The following is a 15,028-nucleotide window of genomic DNA, read 5'->3' as shown; positions in this document are numbered from 1 at the left end:
CTTATTATTTAAAATTGAAACATTAATCGGGCAAAATAACTTCTGCCATAGTATAAATTAACAAAACCATTCGCTGCGGTATGGGCTGTTCCGGCAGTTGCAGTAGAGTTTAATCTTGTTACATCAAATATATTTTTCACCCCGGCAGAAATTTCAAAATGCCTGTTCCAGAAAGGCTGGCTCACAATGAAATCCATCATATGAAAGCTGTCTACTTTCCCTAATCGGAACCCGCTTGCACCGTCTGATACGTAAATTCTGTCCGGACCGGTGAATTTATAATAAAGGGCGAAATTGGTATCGGTACTTTTCAGTTTATAAGTTGCGGAAGCTCCTGCCTGAACCAGATACTGGAAATCTGTAGGGGAAGAAGATTTCAAATCATTCATAGATACAGATGTTCCGTTTACCGATCCTCTTAAAGACAGGGCAAACTGATCTTTTTTGAAATCTACATTAGCGGAGAACAATAGGTTTTTATACGTATCAAGGTTCATGTATTTATAGGTAGAAGGTTCCTTCACCATCACCATTTCAATCCTGTCGCGTACATCCAGATATAATGCATCTAATCCGTAAGCGATTTTCCAGCCGTTATCTACGGTAAAATTCTGATTCCAGAAAAGCCCTGCGGAGAAACCTTTTTCAGGATTTAAATCAGGATTTCCCTGTACGTCATGGTTAAGATTCACAAAGTAGGTATACAGCTCGTCATACTTAGGAAAACGGTTTGCTGATCCTACTACAGCTCTCAGATTTGAATTCTCAGAAGTTTTATATCTGGCTGATAAAGAGTAATTGTATTGATTGTTGAAATTCTCACTTAGAGAAAGTCTTACTCCCGGTCTCAAAGAAAATTTGTCTGAAACATTCCATTCTGCAGAAAGGAAATTAGAGTAGGTAAATATTTTTCTCTTTACCGCTTCACCAAAGAAGTCACCTGCAATAAGTGCGGCGTATCCGTTGGTATAGTCTAACTCATATCCTAGTTGGAAGTCAAACACTTTACTATCCAGGAAGTTGCTGAACATCCCTCTTGAATAGATCACATCTGTTTTATAATAAGATCTTTCTTCCTGTTTGCTTTTCACTACTCTGTTCGGAATATCGTAGTTGTAGTCAAAATATTTTCTATCCTGATTTTGATAGGAGAAATCTCCCATATAGCGGATATGTCCCAAATTGGTTTGAATATTGAACTGGTGAATCCAACGGTCTGTATTGTATTCTCTGTCTCTGCTTTCGTAGGCTACTCCACCCAAGCCGTCATTAAGAGGATTTCTGCTTACTTCCGGATTATAGAAGTTGAATTTTTCATTCAGATAAGACAGTTTATAAAAGAATGTTGTTTTATTTTTGGTATATCTCAGTAATGCAGAGGCATCATACTGATCTTTCGGATTCCAGTCGTACCCTCTTTGGTTATCCTGACCGAAATATTTGTAACCTTTACTTTCTCCTGCGTATCCCATAAACTGATTATGGTTGAAATTGATACTTGCAAACCATTCATTGCTGATGTTGTAGTCTACATTCAGGTTCTGAATATGTCTTCCGTTTCCTCTTTTCTTAAGATCATACTGATCTCTTACCGTTTCCTCCTGCAATGAGCCTCTTACACTGATCTTTTTTGTATTGGTTTTCTTTGTAATAATATTGATTACCCCGGCTACAGCACCATTTCCGTACTCAACTCCCATACTTCCTTTTACAATTTCAATTCTCTCTATATTGCTTAGAGTAATTTTTGTAAGGTCAATATTACTTCCTAATCCAGTATCTCCTACCACCGGAATATTATCAATAAGGATTTTCACATAATCTCCGTTCAGTCCCATAATATTGGCTGTGGAGTTCCCGGAACGGGTATCTGGTGTAATCTGTATGTTAAGACTTTGATTCAAAACTTCTGCAACATTGGTTGCTGCCATATTTTTAATCTGCTCAGCATCAATAACGTCAACCTTATAGATGGATTTGTTAATGGACTGCTGCATATACTGTCCTGTAATAACAACCTCTTCAATTTTCTTTTGATTAAGAGAATCCTTTTCTTGGGCATTCATCCAGAAAGCTATGGATAATGAAAGAACGGAAAGCACTTTCTTCTTCATAAGGGTACAAATTTTCGACAAATATAAAACTTTATTTAGACTCATTAAAAATAAATGTATATTTTTGTGGAATAATTCTAAATAAAAATAATCTCATGAAATTAAAATTACTTTTAGGAACTCTGATGCTTACAGCCTTAACTGTAAATGCTCAGGTGTCTAACATCAATGAAAATTTCAACAATTTCACGCTTGGGAACACTACATTCCCTCAGTTTGGATGGTCTGCCATCGTTGCCCCTATTACCGGAGAAATTCCTCCTGTACCTCCCAGAATGATTGTGGCTGGAGATCCTAACAGAGCTGTTCAGTCTTATGCAGGAAACAATGCTACCGGATCATCTTATCTGATTACTCCACAAATTGAAGCCCCTACAGGAAATAAAACATTAACTTTTGATACAACATTAGTTGTTCAGTCTCCGGGTACCGGAACCATCCAGGTAGGAGTAGCATCCAACCCTGCGGATATGGCAACATTTGTTGCTGTAGGAAGCCCAATCAGCGTAACTACTATTGGAACAGTTCAGAATGTGAGTGTAAATATTCCTGCTTCCACGGGATCATATATTGTGTTTAAATTTACCCCAACAGCTTCACACACTGCTATCCAGGTAGATAATGTTGTTTATAATACAACGGCATCTTTAGGGGTATCCGACAATAATAAAGCAACAGAAAATTTCAGATTTGCACTGAATGCTGATCAAAGTGCATTGGAGTTTATCGTGAAGAAAGATCCAAAGAACATCCAGATCTATTCTGCCGCGGGAAGTAAAGTCGCAGAAGGAAAACTAAACGAAAGAAGATTTGACATCAACACCCTTAAGACAGGGGTTTACTATATGAATATTGAAACTGCGGAAGGAAAACTTATTCAGTCGAAATTCATCAAGAAATAGGGTTTATTAGACTATTATTGACCTTTATAAAGCCGGCGGGATTACTCCTTCCGGCTTTTTCCTGTGCCTATTTCTTTCTATTTTAAATGCCAGTTAAAATAAAAACACGATAAAAATCATGTTTTTATTTAGACTTATTAAAAATAATTATATATTTTTGTGGAATCATTCTAAATAAGGATTTAAAAAATAAGTTATGAAAACAAAACTATTTTTGGCTTCAGCATTGGCACTGTCTGTTCAGCAGACTGTTTTGGCACAAACTGATGCATTGGGATACTCACAGGTAAATATGACAATGGGAGGTGGATATCAGAACCGCGTGTTTGTAAACCTTGCAGATGGTAATATGGTTTCTCAACCTGCCAATAGCTGGGATATTGCTTTTTATAGAAACTCAAACTATGCATTCGGATCAAGAGTAAATGATGCAAAAGATATTGAAGTATTCACCGCTTCTACAAACTTAGCAGACTGGGATAATATCAGCATCAGCAATGAGGCTTCATGGGGAGCCCCTCTTTATAATCCAGACCAGACGACTGACTGGAGTCAGGGTGCTTTTGAGCAAGGCCCTGTAACTTCTTCAAATCCTAACATTCCATCAACAGGATGGGGAGTATACAACCCCGTTAATCATCATATTCAGGGGAAGGCTATTTTTGTTTTAAAATATGCTTCAGGAACTTATATTAAATTTGCCATTGAAGATGCTTTTGCAGGATATACCTTCAGGTATTCAAAATGGAACGGTACCGCATGGGGAGCTACAGAAACAAGAACAATCGCTAACGGAACAGATGATTCTTATTTCAATTATTTCTCATTTGATACAGGTGCAAAAGTTCCTAGTTTAGAACCATCTAAAGCGGCATGGGATTTTGTATTTACTAAATATTATACTTTCTATATGGGTGTACAGATGTATCCACTTTCAGGAGCCATCCAAAACCCGAATATAAAAGTGGCCATGGTTCAGCCGGAAACCCAGGCAACAGCAGCTTCAGCAATTCCTGCCACTACAAGTTTTTCTTCTGCGATTACGACAGTAGGACATTCCTGGAAGGGTATCGGAACGGTGAAAAATGATGTTGTATATTACGTTAAAAAAGGCGACGATTACTACAGAATGTACTTCACAACCAACGGTGGTGCCACTACAGGAAATATGTATTTCAAATACAAAAAGATCACGGAAACTCTGGGAATTACTGAAGTAGGTAAAAAAGCTTCTTTCGGTATTTATCCCAACCCGGCTACAGCTGATAAAAAAGTAACGGTTCTTTTTGATGTAAAAGAAAAGGCAAGTAACAAAGGAAGCGTGGAAGTGTATGATCTTACTGGTAAAAAGGTATATTCTGAGGAACTTACCAATCAGGCAGGATTCTACAAGCAGGAGCTGAACCTTTCAACCCTTACTTCAGGGAATTACCTTGTAAAAATAACTTACGGCGGGCATTCGGAAACGAAAAAACTTATCGTAAAATAAAATATTTTTATTTTAATACTTTCTATTTTTTCTAATAAAAAGGCGGTTTCAAACTATTGGAACCGCCTTTTATTCTTTTAAATTTTAATATATTTTAAATCCTTTGTAAACCTCTGCAGAGCTTTCCATGATTTTGGAAGCATCTTTACGGAAGTCTAAAAGGTGATCCTGACCGTTATGTCTGTTGTGGTGCTCTACGCTTTCCCAAAGCTCAATAAGGAAAAAAGTTCCTTTATTATCTTTATCCTCAATAAGATCATACTGCAGGCAGCCTTCTTCTTTTCTTGTTTCTTTCACCAGGTTCTGAAACAGCTCTACGGCATCCATCAGATAATTTTCATTAAACTTAAAAAGTGCAATGATATGTAAATTCATGTTCTAATATTTAGTGATGTAAAAGTAAAATATTTTCAAAACCGAATATCTATTTTATGCCTTTATTTTTCAACACCGGACTTATTTTTTAATTAAAAACTGATTTATAAATAGTTATAGAACTCATCACAATCACCAATGTTCCGATAATCACAAACATTTTCTTTACAGGAAGCTTAGCCGTAAGCATTGCAGAGAAAGGAGCAGTAATAATTCCCCCTATTAAAAGACCCAGAATAATGTTCCAGTGCTGAATTCCCAGGGTAAAGAAAAAAGTAACCGCAGCAGTGATGGTAAGGATAAATTTCGCCACTGTAGAACTTCCCACCGCGAATCTTGGGGTAAAAGCATTTTTTATAAGTGTCCCGGTAACCAAAGGTCCCCATCCTCCACCTGCAAAAGAATCTATAAAACCTCCTATCACTCCAAGTCTTGTCAGATTGGTTTTCCTTTTCAGGGCCTTGCTTTGTTTTTCTTTAAAAGCGTTGGACAGAATCTGGAATCCGAGGTATAAAGTATAAAAGGCAATTAATGTTTTGGTGATCTTTGAATAATATTCTCCAAGGTATGTAAGAGATACAGCACCGATTACAGCACCAATTACAGCAGGAATTGCCAGTTTTTTCACCAGGCTTTTGCTTACATTTTTCAGTTTTATATGGCTGAGACTTCCTGCTGCTGTCGTAAAGCTTTCCGCAGAATGAATACTGGCACTTACAATATGCGGCGGAATATTCAGGAGCATAAGAGTTGTAGTACAGATGACACCATATCCCATTCCCATAGATCCAGCGACAATTTCTGCAAAAACACCTACCAGAAGCATCCAGTAAAAAATATAATTGTCTTTTGCTAAAATGTTCAGCAGCTCATCCAGATACCCAAGTTCGTACATTGAAAAAACAGCAATGAATATAACAGCAGCTGTTATAAAAAGGACATTAAGCCTTACCTGAATTTTTCTTGAAATCACCATATCACAGAATCTTTTTAGCCCATTCTACTTCATCTACAGCTGTTTTTACCATAAAAACAGCTGACCGTATTTCTTTTTCAGAACAGCATCTCATTTTTTCTCCGTATAAAATGAGTCCAACAGCTGAATTTACTGTTATTGCAGAATGTGAAAGCTTTTGTAATTGGTTTGCTTCTTCTTTTGAAATCATAATTTATTCATTTGAAGTAGTGCAAATATCTGATAAAATATTTATCCTACAAAATAAGTAGACTAATAATTCAAAAAAAAGGATCAGGTTAATCTACCAGATCCATTAAAGTTTTACTTTCCAGAATATTAAGTGAAGCGTCCCGAACTTCTATCAAAACATCGTGAAGTCCGCAGTGATCTTCATTGCAGTCATCACATTTTTCGTAGAAATTCAGACTTACGCAGGGAAGCATAGCGATAGGACCATTAACAAGGCGGATAATCTTAGCCAGTTTCACATTTTCTGGCTTTTCCTTGAAAAAATATCCACCACCCTTTCCTTTTTTACTGTCAAGGATATCCGCTTTTTTCAGTTCAAGCAGGATATTTTCCAAAAACTTTAAAGGAATCTTTTTGTGTTCCGCAATTTCAGAAATAAGAATCGGGCCATCATTTCTTTTTTCTACAAGATATGAAAGCGCCTTAAAAGCATATTGAGATTTTTTTGAAAGCATTACAGCAAAAATAAGAAAATTGTTTAATATTTGAAAAAGGACAAAAATGAAATTATAAAAGGGTAAAAAGGCAGATTTCTTTATCCGTAATTTTACGGTTTTCAGTACCATACTTTTGTCTTTCTCCCATTAAATCATTAAGTTTGCCGTATGTTCAGTAAACAAGAGGCACAGCAATTAAAAAAGGAATTTTGGACTGCTTTTGGAAGATCATTTCCCCGAAAATGGATTCTATATGATACCAAAATCAAGGATATGGCATTTAAATTTTCTGCAGACAACAAAAAAGCAGAAGTTTCTCTGGATATTGAAATGAAGGACGAAATTTTCCGAAATGCCTACTACGAGAAGATCTGGTCTTTGGAAGATATTTTAAAAGATTTCATTGGAGATTTTCATAAAGAAGAATATTTTACCTTAGAAAACGGCAAGGTTATCAGCAGAATATGGATAGAAAAACATGGTGTTTCTGTTTTTAATAAAAATACCTGGCAGGAAACTTTCGAGTTTTTTATAGACAAAATGGATGGCTTTGAGAGGTTTTACTACGAATATGAAGACTTTATAAAAGATATTTAATATACTTACGAAAAAAATACTATTTCATGCTTAGTTTTAAGATAAAAAAAGAAAACTTATCTTTGCCACACCACTTAAACTAATAGATGAAACTAAACTAACATGATTAAAAATGAGAAAAGTGTACAAAAACATTTTTGGGGAAGTTATCTCCAAAAGTAAAGCTGTAAAGCTAAATGAATATCATCTGTATTATTATGAGGAAGGCTCCGATTTTCTGAAGGAGATTGAATTCATCAACGAAGACAGTGTTTACAACATCAATTACTATCTAAGTGAAGACGAAGACGAGGCACAGGTAGCGGCTTACCTCGGGGAAAAATCTGACTTTTTTGACATTGAAAAGAAAGAAACCACCGACAGCTTTATGATCTCCACCAATAAGCTGTATTCACTATCTGTAGATGAGCTGCCCTTAATTTCTAAAACGGTTTTCAAAGCGGACGACCCTGAAAACTTCATCTGCTCCCAGGTGATAGACAACGAAACCCATGAACCGCTGCTTGAAAGAACCATAAAATGCTGGTACACCCACGACGAAAACGGAGAAAAATACGCAGCCATAGAATGCAGCTATCAGGAAGACGGAAAACTGGAGCTAGCTGTAGACAAAACTTCAGATCCTGAACATGAAGAAAACTGGTCCCATTATGATTACGATACCTTCCCGGACCTTCAGGCAAAAATATCTACTGACATCAGCTATTACAGAACCGCCGCTTTACTTCCCAAAGAAGCTTATCAGTCATAATTTTTACTAAAAACACTTATCTCAAAAAATTATTAATCGAAGTGAACTCTATTTTTTATCAAACAGGAAGCAATTAAATCCTGAACTTAATAAATATCTACAAGATTGATCTTTTCATAAGATTGAATCTTTAGAAAAATAATATTGACTGTCTCTTATTAGGGGCAGTTTTTTTAATGCCTATTATATGATCTTATATCAATTTTCTGATAAAAAAGGGAATGATGCTTTTTTCGGAATCTGGAATGTGTTGGAAAATATCAAGATAAGCTGTAAACATATCTGCTATTTACTTTACAAAACAACTTCAATCATTTATTAAACAGATCATTAGGTATTTCCACACAAAATAGTTTTTGGTTATTTATACTCTAAAATTCTTATTTTTTTCTTTGTTACTTTGGTTTCCTAAAGCTGAAAAAACCAACTCATTATAACGTTATAACGGGTAAAAACTAATCAACAACCAAAAGCAAAAACATGGAAACAATTGAAATCACAAGAACTGAGGTAGGGATTAACGATCCCTTTCAAAGAGTTATTTTTGATCAACCGGAAAGTTTGACCGGAGCATCCACAGAGTCCTACTCTATTGAAGTGGCAGGACAGGGCCAGCTTACAGGACTTTCTTACACGGTACCTGCTCACACAGAAGGAAGAATAAAAGCAAAACTTCAGATCAATGCTATGTCCAGCGAGGATGTAAAAAAACTTAATGATCTTGCTATGGGTATGTTGAATGCCAGCGCCAAAGAAGAAATCAGAGAGTTTGAAAAAACATCAGCGAGCGCTAATCTATCTGTATGGACTTGGTTTTTTGGTGGTGGAGGTGCTTCGGCCTCTTATGAAAAAACAAAGAATTTAATGAAATCAAAAGGGCTTACTGAAGCTCAGATCACTACATTGATGAATACCTTCCTGGAAATGGCAAAAAAAATGTCTACAGTACAAATTGATTTTTATGTAAACAATTCTGCCAACAGTTATTCTGTTTCCGGGGATCTTTATCTGTACACTGTTTCGGGAACGATCAAAACTGAAAAAGGAACATCACAGTACCGTATGTTATCCGATCAGGCTTCTGCCGGCGGTCCTCCTCCTGCGGGTGGTGGTGCACCTTCATCAGGAGTTATTAAGCTGAATTAATTCCGATAAGACAAGGTTCAATATTATTAACAAAAACTCCCGGAAGAAAATCTTCCGGGAGTTTTAAATTTTATCCAAATTTCTTTTTTCTTAACCAGAAAAACAATCCTCCGATAAGACCGATAATCACCAGCGGAAGCAGTAAATTCAGCCATTGCCAGGTAGATTTCTCTTCAGTAATTCTTTGTCTGTCCAGAAGTCTTTCTTCAATATTTCTGTTTCTCAGCTCCATTAAGTTGCTGTCATCCAGTAAATAATCTAAAGCATTTCTAAGAAACTGTTCGTTTCCAAACTGTTCGTTGGTTAAAAGATCTACTCCCAGCGGAAGCGGTTTTCCTTTGATCACTTTATTTCTTCCTACATCTCCGTCTGCAATAACGATCATTTTGTTTTCCGGGCTTGATGCTTTGAATCCAGGGTAAGATTTTCTTTCAATTCTTGATGCATATGCAGAGTTAAACTTCCCTTCCAGAGCAACAGCGAAGATCTTTGGAGTACTTGGTTTCTCCATTTGTCCAAGACTGTCTACGCTTGCAATTTCTTTCAGATCTACATAGTTCGGAACCTGTTTCAATAATGTTCTCTCGCTGGACTCGAAAAGAACTTTTGTTTTGATATTCTTTCTTCCTCCTAATGTATCAATGGAAGTTGGGAATTCAAATTTTACAGGATTGATATTTTTGGTGATCGGGTTATTATTTTCAGCAATTCCAAGCGGATAATAGGGCCAAGGTAAGCTTGTATACTGAGGATTTCCACTTACTTCACCTGTAACCAGTCTTAAAAGGGCAAACTTTTTAACGTCTTTTACTAAAGCAGGATTGATTCTCACTCCATAATTAAAGAAAAAGTCTGTCATGTTGATATCTACAGGGAAAGGCATTACTTTTTTAGACCTTGTTAAAGTATCCATTTCAGCATTTACCGCATCAATCATCCAAAGGGTTTTTCCGCCATTCATAATGTACTGGTCAAGAATTACCTTTTCATTATCTGTAAAGGCTTTTCTTGGTTTTGCAATCACCAAAGCACTCATCTGCTTCAATAACGGAATATCTTCTACGGAAAGTTCAGTCTGATTTTTAGGAATTATAGGTCCTGCATCATAATTTTCCATAGCCAGCTTTACAAATCCCTGAAACTCGTCCGGATTTAGCTCATCATGATTCACCAGGATCCCGATTTTTTTTCTTTTTGCTGCTGAAATATTCTTAATGTTAGAAACAAGATTGTACTCTAATCCTTCAATAGATCTTGTCAGCTGTTGATCCGCATCAATTCCTGCCTGCTGTACTACTAATGGTATAGAAGCTCCGCCATCCCCATATTTGATCACAGCGTATGGGAAAAGGGTAATCTGTGAGATCTTTCCGTCTTTTACATCCGGAAGAATGGACGGCTGCATGCCCATTGCCATCAGCGTATCCTGAGACATTTTTGTTTTAATCGGATCTATAAATTTAAAATCAATCTTCGGATTAATTTTTCTGAATTCTTCCAGCATAAATTTCGTTTCGCTTTGCAGCTGCTTGAAACTTGCAGGAAAATCACCTTCCAGGTATACTTCAACAGTCAGAGGCTTTTTAACGGACTCCAGAACTTTGATGGTATTATCTGAAAGTGTATATCTTTTTTCTTTCGTTAAATCTAATCTGATTCCCGAATAGGTCAGGATAATCACTAAAGGAACAATTACAATTAAGAAAATTCCCAGCGGAGATTTAGCATTGAACTTCTTCATGATTCTACTTCTTTTTGTTAATAAAATGATTAGACAATACTAATGAAGCTCCTATTACAAGTACAAAATAGGCTACATCTTTAAAATCAATAAGCCCTCTTGTAAAGCCTAAGAAATGTTGATAAAAACCGATATTCTGAAGGATAAAGTCTGCTCCTCCCAATAGTTTATAACTTGCCAGCTGTTCGATTCCAAAATACATGATAAAGCACATGAAAACGCCTAGCAAATAAGCCATAATTTGATTCTGTGATAATGAAGAAGCCAGAATTCCCACTGCTGAAAATGCTGCAATTAGCATGATCAAGCCAAGATAGCTTCCAAAGGTCATTCCAAGGTCAATATTTCCTGCAGGAACACCCAGCACATATACTGTATAAAGGTAAATTAATGAAGGAATAAGGCATAAGATACCAACAATCCATACAGAAAGAAATTTTCCGGTTACCAGTTCTGAAACTTTTAATGGTTGTGAAAAAAGCCAGTTTAAGGTTCCGGTTTGCTGTTCTTCCGCAAAAGTTTTCATAGAAAGTGCAGGAATGATAAACATCAGCAGCCATGGCACCAATACGAAATAGCTCTGAAGCGATGCCATTCCGATCTCAAAAATATTAGAATCGTTGTCGAAAAAGAACAGGAAAAGGGTTGCTATCAGACTGAAAGCGGCAATAATCACCCACGCACTCCAGTTTCCAAAGTAACTCCAAAGTTCTTTCTTTAAAATTGCAATCATAGTTTTTTTGTAAGATATAAAAAGGATGAATGTTTTAAGACATACGTCCTACTCAACAATTATTTGTTTTTTTTATTTTTATTAACCAGTTTCACCGTCATCATGATCAGAAATACAAGAACGAAAAATCCTGCAATTAATTGCCACCAGTATTCGATCACCATTGATTTTAAAATAACCGTAAATACTACCAGAAACAGAATGAAAGTGGCAATTTCATTAGCCTGTCTCAGTTTGATATTGGCAATGGGTAGTGTATTTCCGTTCAATACTTTTAAATGAAGAACTTTTTTCCAACACCAGTAATGGTAAATTGCAAGCCCGATAAGGAAAGTAAGTTTCAAATGAAACCACCCCATTTTCATCAGCCCCGGATTTAAAAAGATCATGACCAATCCGCAAACTGCCATGATTACTCCCGCAGGAACAGTGATAATATTCCACAGTCTTCTGGCCATAAAGGTATACTGTTCTCTCAGAATTTTCTTTTTTCTTCCGGAAATTCATCGGTATCCTTATAGTAAACGAAAATCCTCACGAGATAAAAAATTCCAGCAAAGTAGCTTACCATAAAAATAATGTGCAGCGCTTTGATTATTGTATAAAGCATTTTAATAAATAAATTTATTGATAGAAGTAATTTTACAGTCCTGGTCGAAATTTTTCAATGCATCAAAAAAAATCTTTTTCATGTTCTTTGAATTATTATAATAAGAATATCCCATAAAAATAATTAGCCCAAGACAGACAAACATAATTCCGTATTTTGTTCCTGAATTTTCATCTGTATAAAAAGGAACAAAAATTCCAGAAAGAAGAACAAGAATAAGCAGATCAAAATATTTTATTCCAACCGATAATTCAAGATTTTCTTCATCATTCTTTTCTGAAACAAACTTTCCTATAAAAGATAAGTATTCATTTCCCATTACTTTTACTTCAAATCCATTATCAGTCACTTCACCTTTAAATTTTTTACCATTATAATCAGGAAAGCCATGAAATATACTCTCTTCAATTTTATACAGTATCAATTTCTTTGGTTTCGAAAATACAACCTGATATTTGGATTTTAAAAACATATCAATTTTAATCAGGCACAAAGATAAGTTTTTATCTAATTGTTAAAAATAATTTTCTTTTGATCAGGAAAATATAAGTAAAAACAGATTTCTATAAAAAATAGTTCGGCTCGGGGCAGCGAAGCTGCCCGAGCCGAACATTATATTTTCATTATTGTAACCAATTCAACGATTAAGAGATCACTCCTAACTCTTTTCCAACTTTTTCAAATGCAGCAATAGCCTTATCCAAATGCTCTCTTGTATGAGCTGCAGATAACTGTACTCTGATTCTCGCTTTTCCTTTCGGTACTACAGGATAGAAGAATCCGATTACATAAATACCTTCATCCATAAGCTTTTCAGCCATTTTCTGAGAAAGCGGTGCGTCGTAAAGCATTACCGGAACAATAGCAGCATCTCCTTCCGGAATATCAAAACCTTTCGCTTTCATTTCCGTTCTGAAATATTCTGCATTTTCCATTACTTTATCACGAAGAGATGTATCATCAGAAATCATATCCAATACTTTCAAAGCGGCTCCTACAATTCCAGGTGCCAGAGAGTTAGAGAACAGATAAGGTCTTGAACGTTGTCTCAGCATATCAATGATTTCTTTCTTACCGGAAGTAAATCCACCTAAAGCTCCACCTAAAGCTTTTCCTAAAGTAGAAGTGATGATATCTACTCTACCCATTACTTCATTTGCTTCGTGAGTTCCACGACCAGTTTTCCCGATGAAACCTGTTGCGTGAGAATCATCTACCATTACCAAAGCATCATATTTATCGGCAAGGTCACAAACTCCTTTTAAGTCTGCCACAATTCCGTCCATTGAGAATACTCCGTCTGTAACGATGATTTTAAAACGGTGATTTTTTTCAGAAGCAGCAATCAGCTGAGCTTCAAGGTCAGCCATGTTATTGTTTTTATATCTGTATCTCGCTGCTTTACACAAACGAACACCATCAATAATTGAAGCGTGGTTTAATTCATCTGAAATAATAGCATCTTCTTCTGTAAACAAAGGTTCAAAAACTCCCCCATTCGCATCAAATGCTGCAGCATAAAGAATAGTATCTTCAAGACCTAAGAAATCAGCAATTTTTTTCTCCAAATCTTTGTGAATATCCTGTGTTCCACAAATAAAACGTACAGAAGACATCCCGTAACCATGAGACTGAATCATATCCTGAGAAGCTTTCATTACTTCCGGATGGTTAGATAATCCCAGATAATTGTTGGCACAGAAGTTCAAAAGCTTTTTTCCGTTGGCTTCTATTTCTGCACTTTGTTGAGAGGTAATGATTCTTTCACGTTTGTAAAGTCCGTCATTCTCAATATTCTGAAGTTCATTCTGTAAATGTTGAAGGTATTTTTCAGAGATCATTTTTGGTAATTTTTTAGATGTGCTAATTTACTAAAAAGGCAGTAAAATAAAACCTTTTATCAGTTTAATTCTAAAAAATCAGTAGAGATTTCAGTTTTAACATTATTAGTCTACAAATTTAGTGGGATAATATTTATATTTGTTTAAAATTTTAATGCATGAGACTACAGCCGGTACAAAAAATAAAGCAAATAAGTTCAGAAACGTTCATTAATAAACATATGAAGCCAGGAATTCCTATTATTCTTGAGAACTTTATTCATCCGGAAAGTCCAGCTTTCAAAAAGTGGAACTACGAGTATTTCAAAGAAATTGCAGGCGATCATGTGGTCAGTATATATGGCAGTGAACTTGATTCTCTGGACAGGGTAGCGAGTGATCCCATAGCACAATCCACATTTTCGGAATATCTTGATTTGATCCAGTCTGGCCCTACTGAACACAGACTTTTCTTATTTAATCTATTAAAAATAAAACCTGAACTCAAGAATGATATCATCTACAACGATGTTACGAACGGGAAAATATTAAAATGGCTGCCTTTTATGTTCTTTGGTGGTGAAGGTTCTGTAACCAGAAATCATATTGATATTGACATGTCACATGTTTTCATCATTCAATTTCAGGGAATCAAAAGGGTATGGCTTTTCCCGTGGGAACAGTCTGATTTTATGTATAAACTGCCTTATAATTTTCACAGTCTTACTCAGATAAAAAATCCGGATTACAGGAAATATCCGGCACTACTCTATTTGAATGGTTATGAAGCAATTATTCACCCCGGAGAAACCCTTTACATTCCTTCCGGATGGTGGCATTATATTCAATATGATACAGAAGGTTACTCTATATCTGTGAGGGCACTTCCTTCGAGCGCTCTTGAAAAATGGCGTGGCTTTAAAAACTTAGTCATTACCAGGCATTTTGATAATCTCATGCGGAGAATATTCAAAGAAAAATGGTTTGAATATAAAGTAAAAACAGCCAGAAAAAGAGGGGCCAGAGCTGCAAGAAAACAAAGAAGCTTTCAAATATGAAAGCTTCTTTGTTTATAGTACAATTGACTTTTGAAAAAGTAAAAAATT

At 35.8% G+C, this 15,028-nt stretch carries 15 protein-coding genes and 1 pseudogene; 6 read left to right on the top strand and 10 right to left on the bottom strand.

The annotated features are described in order from the left end of the window. Positions 1 to 8: 8 nt before the first annotated feature. On the bottom strand, positions 9 to 2,114 hold the full coding sequence (locus CLU97_RS06760) for a TonB-dependent receptor plug domain-containing protein (RefSeq protein WP_121487244.1): 2,106 nt from the start codon (positions 2,112 to 2,114) through the stop codon (positions 9 to 11). A gap of 95 nt (positions 2,115 to 2,209) precedes the next feature. Here CLU97_RS06760 and CLU97_RS06755 point away from each other — a divergent pair, with 95 nt between their 5' ends. Beyond that, positions 2,210 to 3,016: a T9SS-dependent choice-of-anchor J family protein gene (locus CLU97_RS06755; protein WP_121487243.1), complete on the top strand. Its 807-nt coding sequence runs from the start codon at positions 2,210 to 2,212 to the stop codon at positions 3,014 to 3,016. Positions 3,017 to 3,212: 196 nt separating this feature from the next. Beyond that, entirely contained in the window at positions 3,213 to 4,505 is a 1,293-nt protein-coding gene (locus CLU97_RS06750) for a T9SS type A sorting domain-containing protein (protein WP_121487242.1), read from the top strand. A gap of 84 nt (positions 4,506 to 4,589) precedes the next feature. Here CLU97_RS06750 and CLU97_RS06745 read toward each other — a convergent pair whose 3' ends face one another. The 4 genes from CLU97_RS06745 to CLU97_RS06730 form a co-directional block, all read right to left on the bottom strand. After that, entirely contained in the window at positions 4,590 to 4,880 is a 291-nt protein-coding gene (locus CLU97_RS06745) for a putative quinol monooxygenase (RefSeq protein ID WP_047376912.1), read from the bottom strand. 88 nt (positions 4,881 to 4,968) lie between these two features. Beyond that, positions 4,969 to 5,856: a sulfite exporter TauE/SafE family protein gene (locus CLU97_RS06740; RefSeq protein WP_121487241.1), complete on the bottom strand. Its 888-nt coding sequence runs from the start codon at positions 5,854 to 5,856 to the stop codon at positions 4,969 to 4,971. Position 5,857: 1 nt separating this feature from the next. Next, complete coding sequence (locus tag CLU97_RS06735) at positions 5,858 to 6,046, bottom strand: hypothetical protein (protein WP_121487240.1); 189 nt, start codon at positions 6,044 to 6,046, stop codon at positions 5,858 to 5,860. 88 nt (positions 6,047 to 6,134) lie between these two features. Beyond that, positions 6,135 to 6,542 carry an RrF2 family transcriptional regulator gene (locus CLU97_RS06730; RefSeq protein ID WP_121489672.1) on the bottom strand — a complete coding sequence of 136 codons (408 nt, stop codon included), beginning with the start codon at positions 6,540 to 6,542 and terminating at the stop codon, positions 6,135 to 6,137. Positions 6,543 to 6,692: 150 nt separating this feature from the next. Here CLU97_RS06730 and CLU97_RS06725 point away from each other — a divergent pair, with 150 nt between their 5' ends. The 3 genes from CLU97_RS06725 (at position 6,693) to CLU97_RS06715 (ending at position 9,018) form a co-directional block, all read left to right on the top strand. After that, positions 6,693 to 7,121, top strand: a complete 429-nt coding sequence (locus CLU97_RS06725; protein ID WP_121487239.1) for a DUF4268 domain-containing protein — start codon at positions 6,693 to 6,695, stop codon at positions 7,119 to 7,121. A gap of 112 nt (positions 7,122 to 7,233) precedes the next feature. Next, positions 7,234 to 7,872, top strand: a complete 639-nt coding sequence (locus tag CLU97_RS06720; protein WP_121487238.1) for a hypothetical protein — start codon at positions 7,234 to 7,236, stop codon at positions 7,870 to 7,872. Positions 7,873 to 8,352: 480 nt separating this feature from the next. Then, positions 8,353 to 9,018, top strand: coding sequence for a hypothetical protein (locus tag CLU97_RS06715; protein ID WP_121487237.1), 666 nt, complete (start codon positions 8,353 to 8,355; stop codon positions 9,016 to 9,018). A gap of 70 nt (positions 9,019 to 9,088) precedes the next feature. Here the strand turns inward: CLU97_RS06715 and gldG are convergent, their stop codons facing one another. From gldG to kbl, 5 genes and pseudogenes are all read right to left on the bottom strand, one after another. Then, complete coding sequence (gldG, locus tag CLU97_RS06710; protein WP_121487236.1) at positions 9,089 to 10,759, bottom strand: gliding motility-associated ABC transporter substrate-binding protein GldG; 1,671 nt, start codon at positions 10,757 to 10,759, stop codon at positions 9,089 to 9,091. A 4-nt stretch (positions 10,760 to 10,763) separates the two neighbouring features. Further along, a complete protein-coding gene (locus tag CLU97_RS06705; RefSeq protein ID WP_121487235.1) occupies positions 10,764 to 11,492 on the bottom strand; it encodes an ABC transporter permease in 729 nt (242 codons plus the stop codon). A gap of 59 nt (positions 11,493 to 11,551) precedes the next feature. After that, positions 11,552 to 12,102: pseudogene (locus tag CLU97_RS06700) on the bottom strand (CopD family protein). Position 12,103: 1 nt separating this feature from the next. Further along, positions 12,104 to 12,526 carry a hypothetical protein gene (locus CLU97_RS06695; protein WP_147436458.1) on the bottom strand — a complete coding sequence of 141 codons (423 nt, stop codon included), beginning with the start codon at positions 12,524 to 12,526 and terminating at the stop codon, positions 12,104 to 12,106. A 220-nt stretch (positions 12,527 to 12,746) separates the two neighbouring features. Then, positions 12,747 to 13,943 carry a glycine C-acetyltransferase gene (gene kbl / locus CLU97_RS06690; protein WP_121487233.1) on the bottom strand — a complete coding sequence of 399 codons (1,197 nt, stop codon included), beginning with the start codon at positions 13,941 to 13,943 and terminating at the stop codon, positions 12,747 to 12,749. Between the two features lie 158 nt (positions 13,944 to 14,101). Between kbl and CLU97_RS06685 the strand changes: the two genes are divergently transcribed. Next, on the top strand, positions 14,102 to 14,980 hold the full coding sequence (locus tag CLU97_RS06685) for a cupin-like domain-containing protein (protein ID WP_121487232.1): 879 nt from the start codon (positions 14,102 to 14,104) through the stop codon (positions 14,978 to 14,980). Positions 14,981 to 15,028: the final 48 nt, after the last annotated feature.

The organism is Chryseobacterium sp. 7 (assembly GCF_003663845.1).
Taxonomy (GTDB): Bacteria; Bacteroidota; Bacteroidia; order Flavobacteriales; family Weeksellaceae; genus Chryseobacterium.
This window is presented reverse-complemented; position numbering and strand designations above follow the sequence as displayed.

Excerpts from the sequence above, each read along its gene's own strand:
- CLU97_RS06725 (WP_121487239.1), top strand. The coding sequence starts at position 6,693 with ATGTTCAGTAAACAAGAGGCACAGCAATTAAAAAAGGAATTTTGGACT.
- CLU97_RS06735 (WP_121487240.1), bottom strand. The coding sequence starts at position 6,046 with ATGATTTCAAAAGAAGAAGCAAACCAATTACAAAAGCTTTCACATTCT.
- CLU97_RS06685 (WP_121487232.1), top strand. The coding sequence starts at position 14,102 with ATGAGACTACAGCCGGTACAAAAAATAAAGCAAATAAGTTCAGAAACG.
- CLU97_RS06705 (WP_121487235.1), bottom strand. The coding sequence starts at position 11,492 with ATGATTGCAATTTTAAAGAAAGAACTTTGGAGTTACTTTGGAAACTGG.
- CLU97_RS06730 (WP_121489672.1), bottom strand. The coding sequence starts at position 6,542 with ATGCTTTCAAAAAAATCTCAATATGCTTTTAAGGCGCTTTCATATCTT.
- CLU97_RS06750 (WP_121487242.1), top strand. The coding sequence starts at position 3,213 with ATGAAAACAAAACTATTTTTGGCTTCAGCATTGGCACTGTCTGTTCAG.
- CLU97_RS06755 (WP_121487243.1), top strand. The coding sequence starts at position 2,210 with ATGAAATTAAAATTACTTTTAGGAACTCTGATGCTTACAGCCTTAACT.
- CLU97_RS06760 (WP_121487244.1), bottom strand. The coding sequence starts at position 2,114 with ATGAAGAAGAAAGTGCTTTCCGTTCTTTCATTATCCATAGCTTTCTGG.
- kbl (WP_121487233.1), bottom strand. The coding sequence starts at position 13,943 with ATGATCTCTGAAAAATACCTTCAACATTTACAGAATGAACTTCAGAAT.
- CLU97_RS06745 (WP_047376912.1), bottom strand. The coding sequence starts at position 4,880 with ATGAATTTACATATCATTGCACTTTTTAAGTTTAATGAAAATTATCTG.
- CLU97_RS06715 (WP_121487237.1), top strand. The coding sequence starts at position 8,353 with ATGGAAACAATTGAAATCACAAGAACTGAGGTAGGGATTAACGATCCC.
- gldG (WP_121487236.1), bottom strand. The coding sequence starts at position 10,759 with ATGAAGAAGTTCAATGCTAAATCTCCGCTGGGAATTTTCTTAATTGTA.
- CLU97_RS06720 (WP_121487238.1), top strand. The coding sequence starts at position 7,234 with ATGAGAAAAGTGTACAAAAACATTTTTGGGGAAGTTATCTCCAAAAGT.
- CLU97_RS06740 (WP_121487241.1), bottom strand. The coding sequence starts at position 5,856 with ATGGTGATTTCAAGAAAAATTCAGGTAAGGCTTAATGTCCTTTTTATA.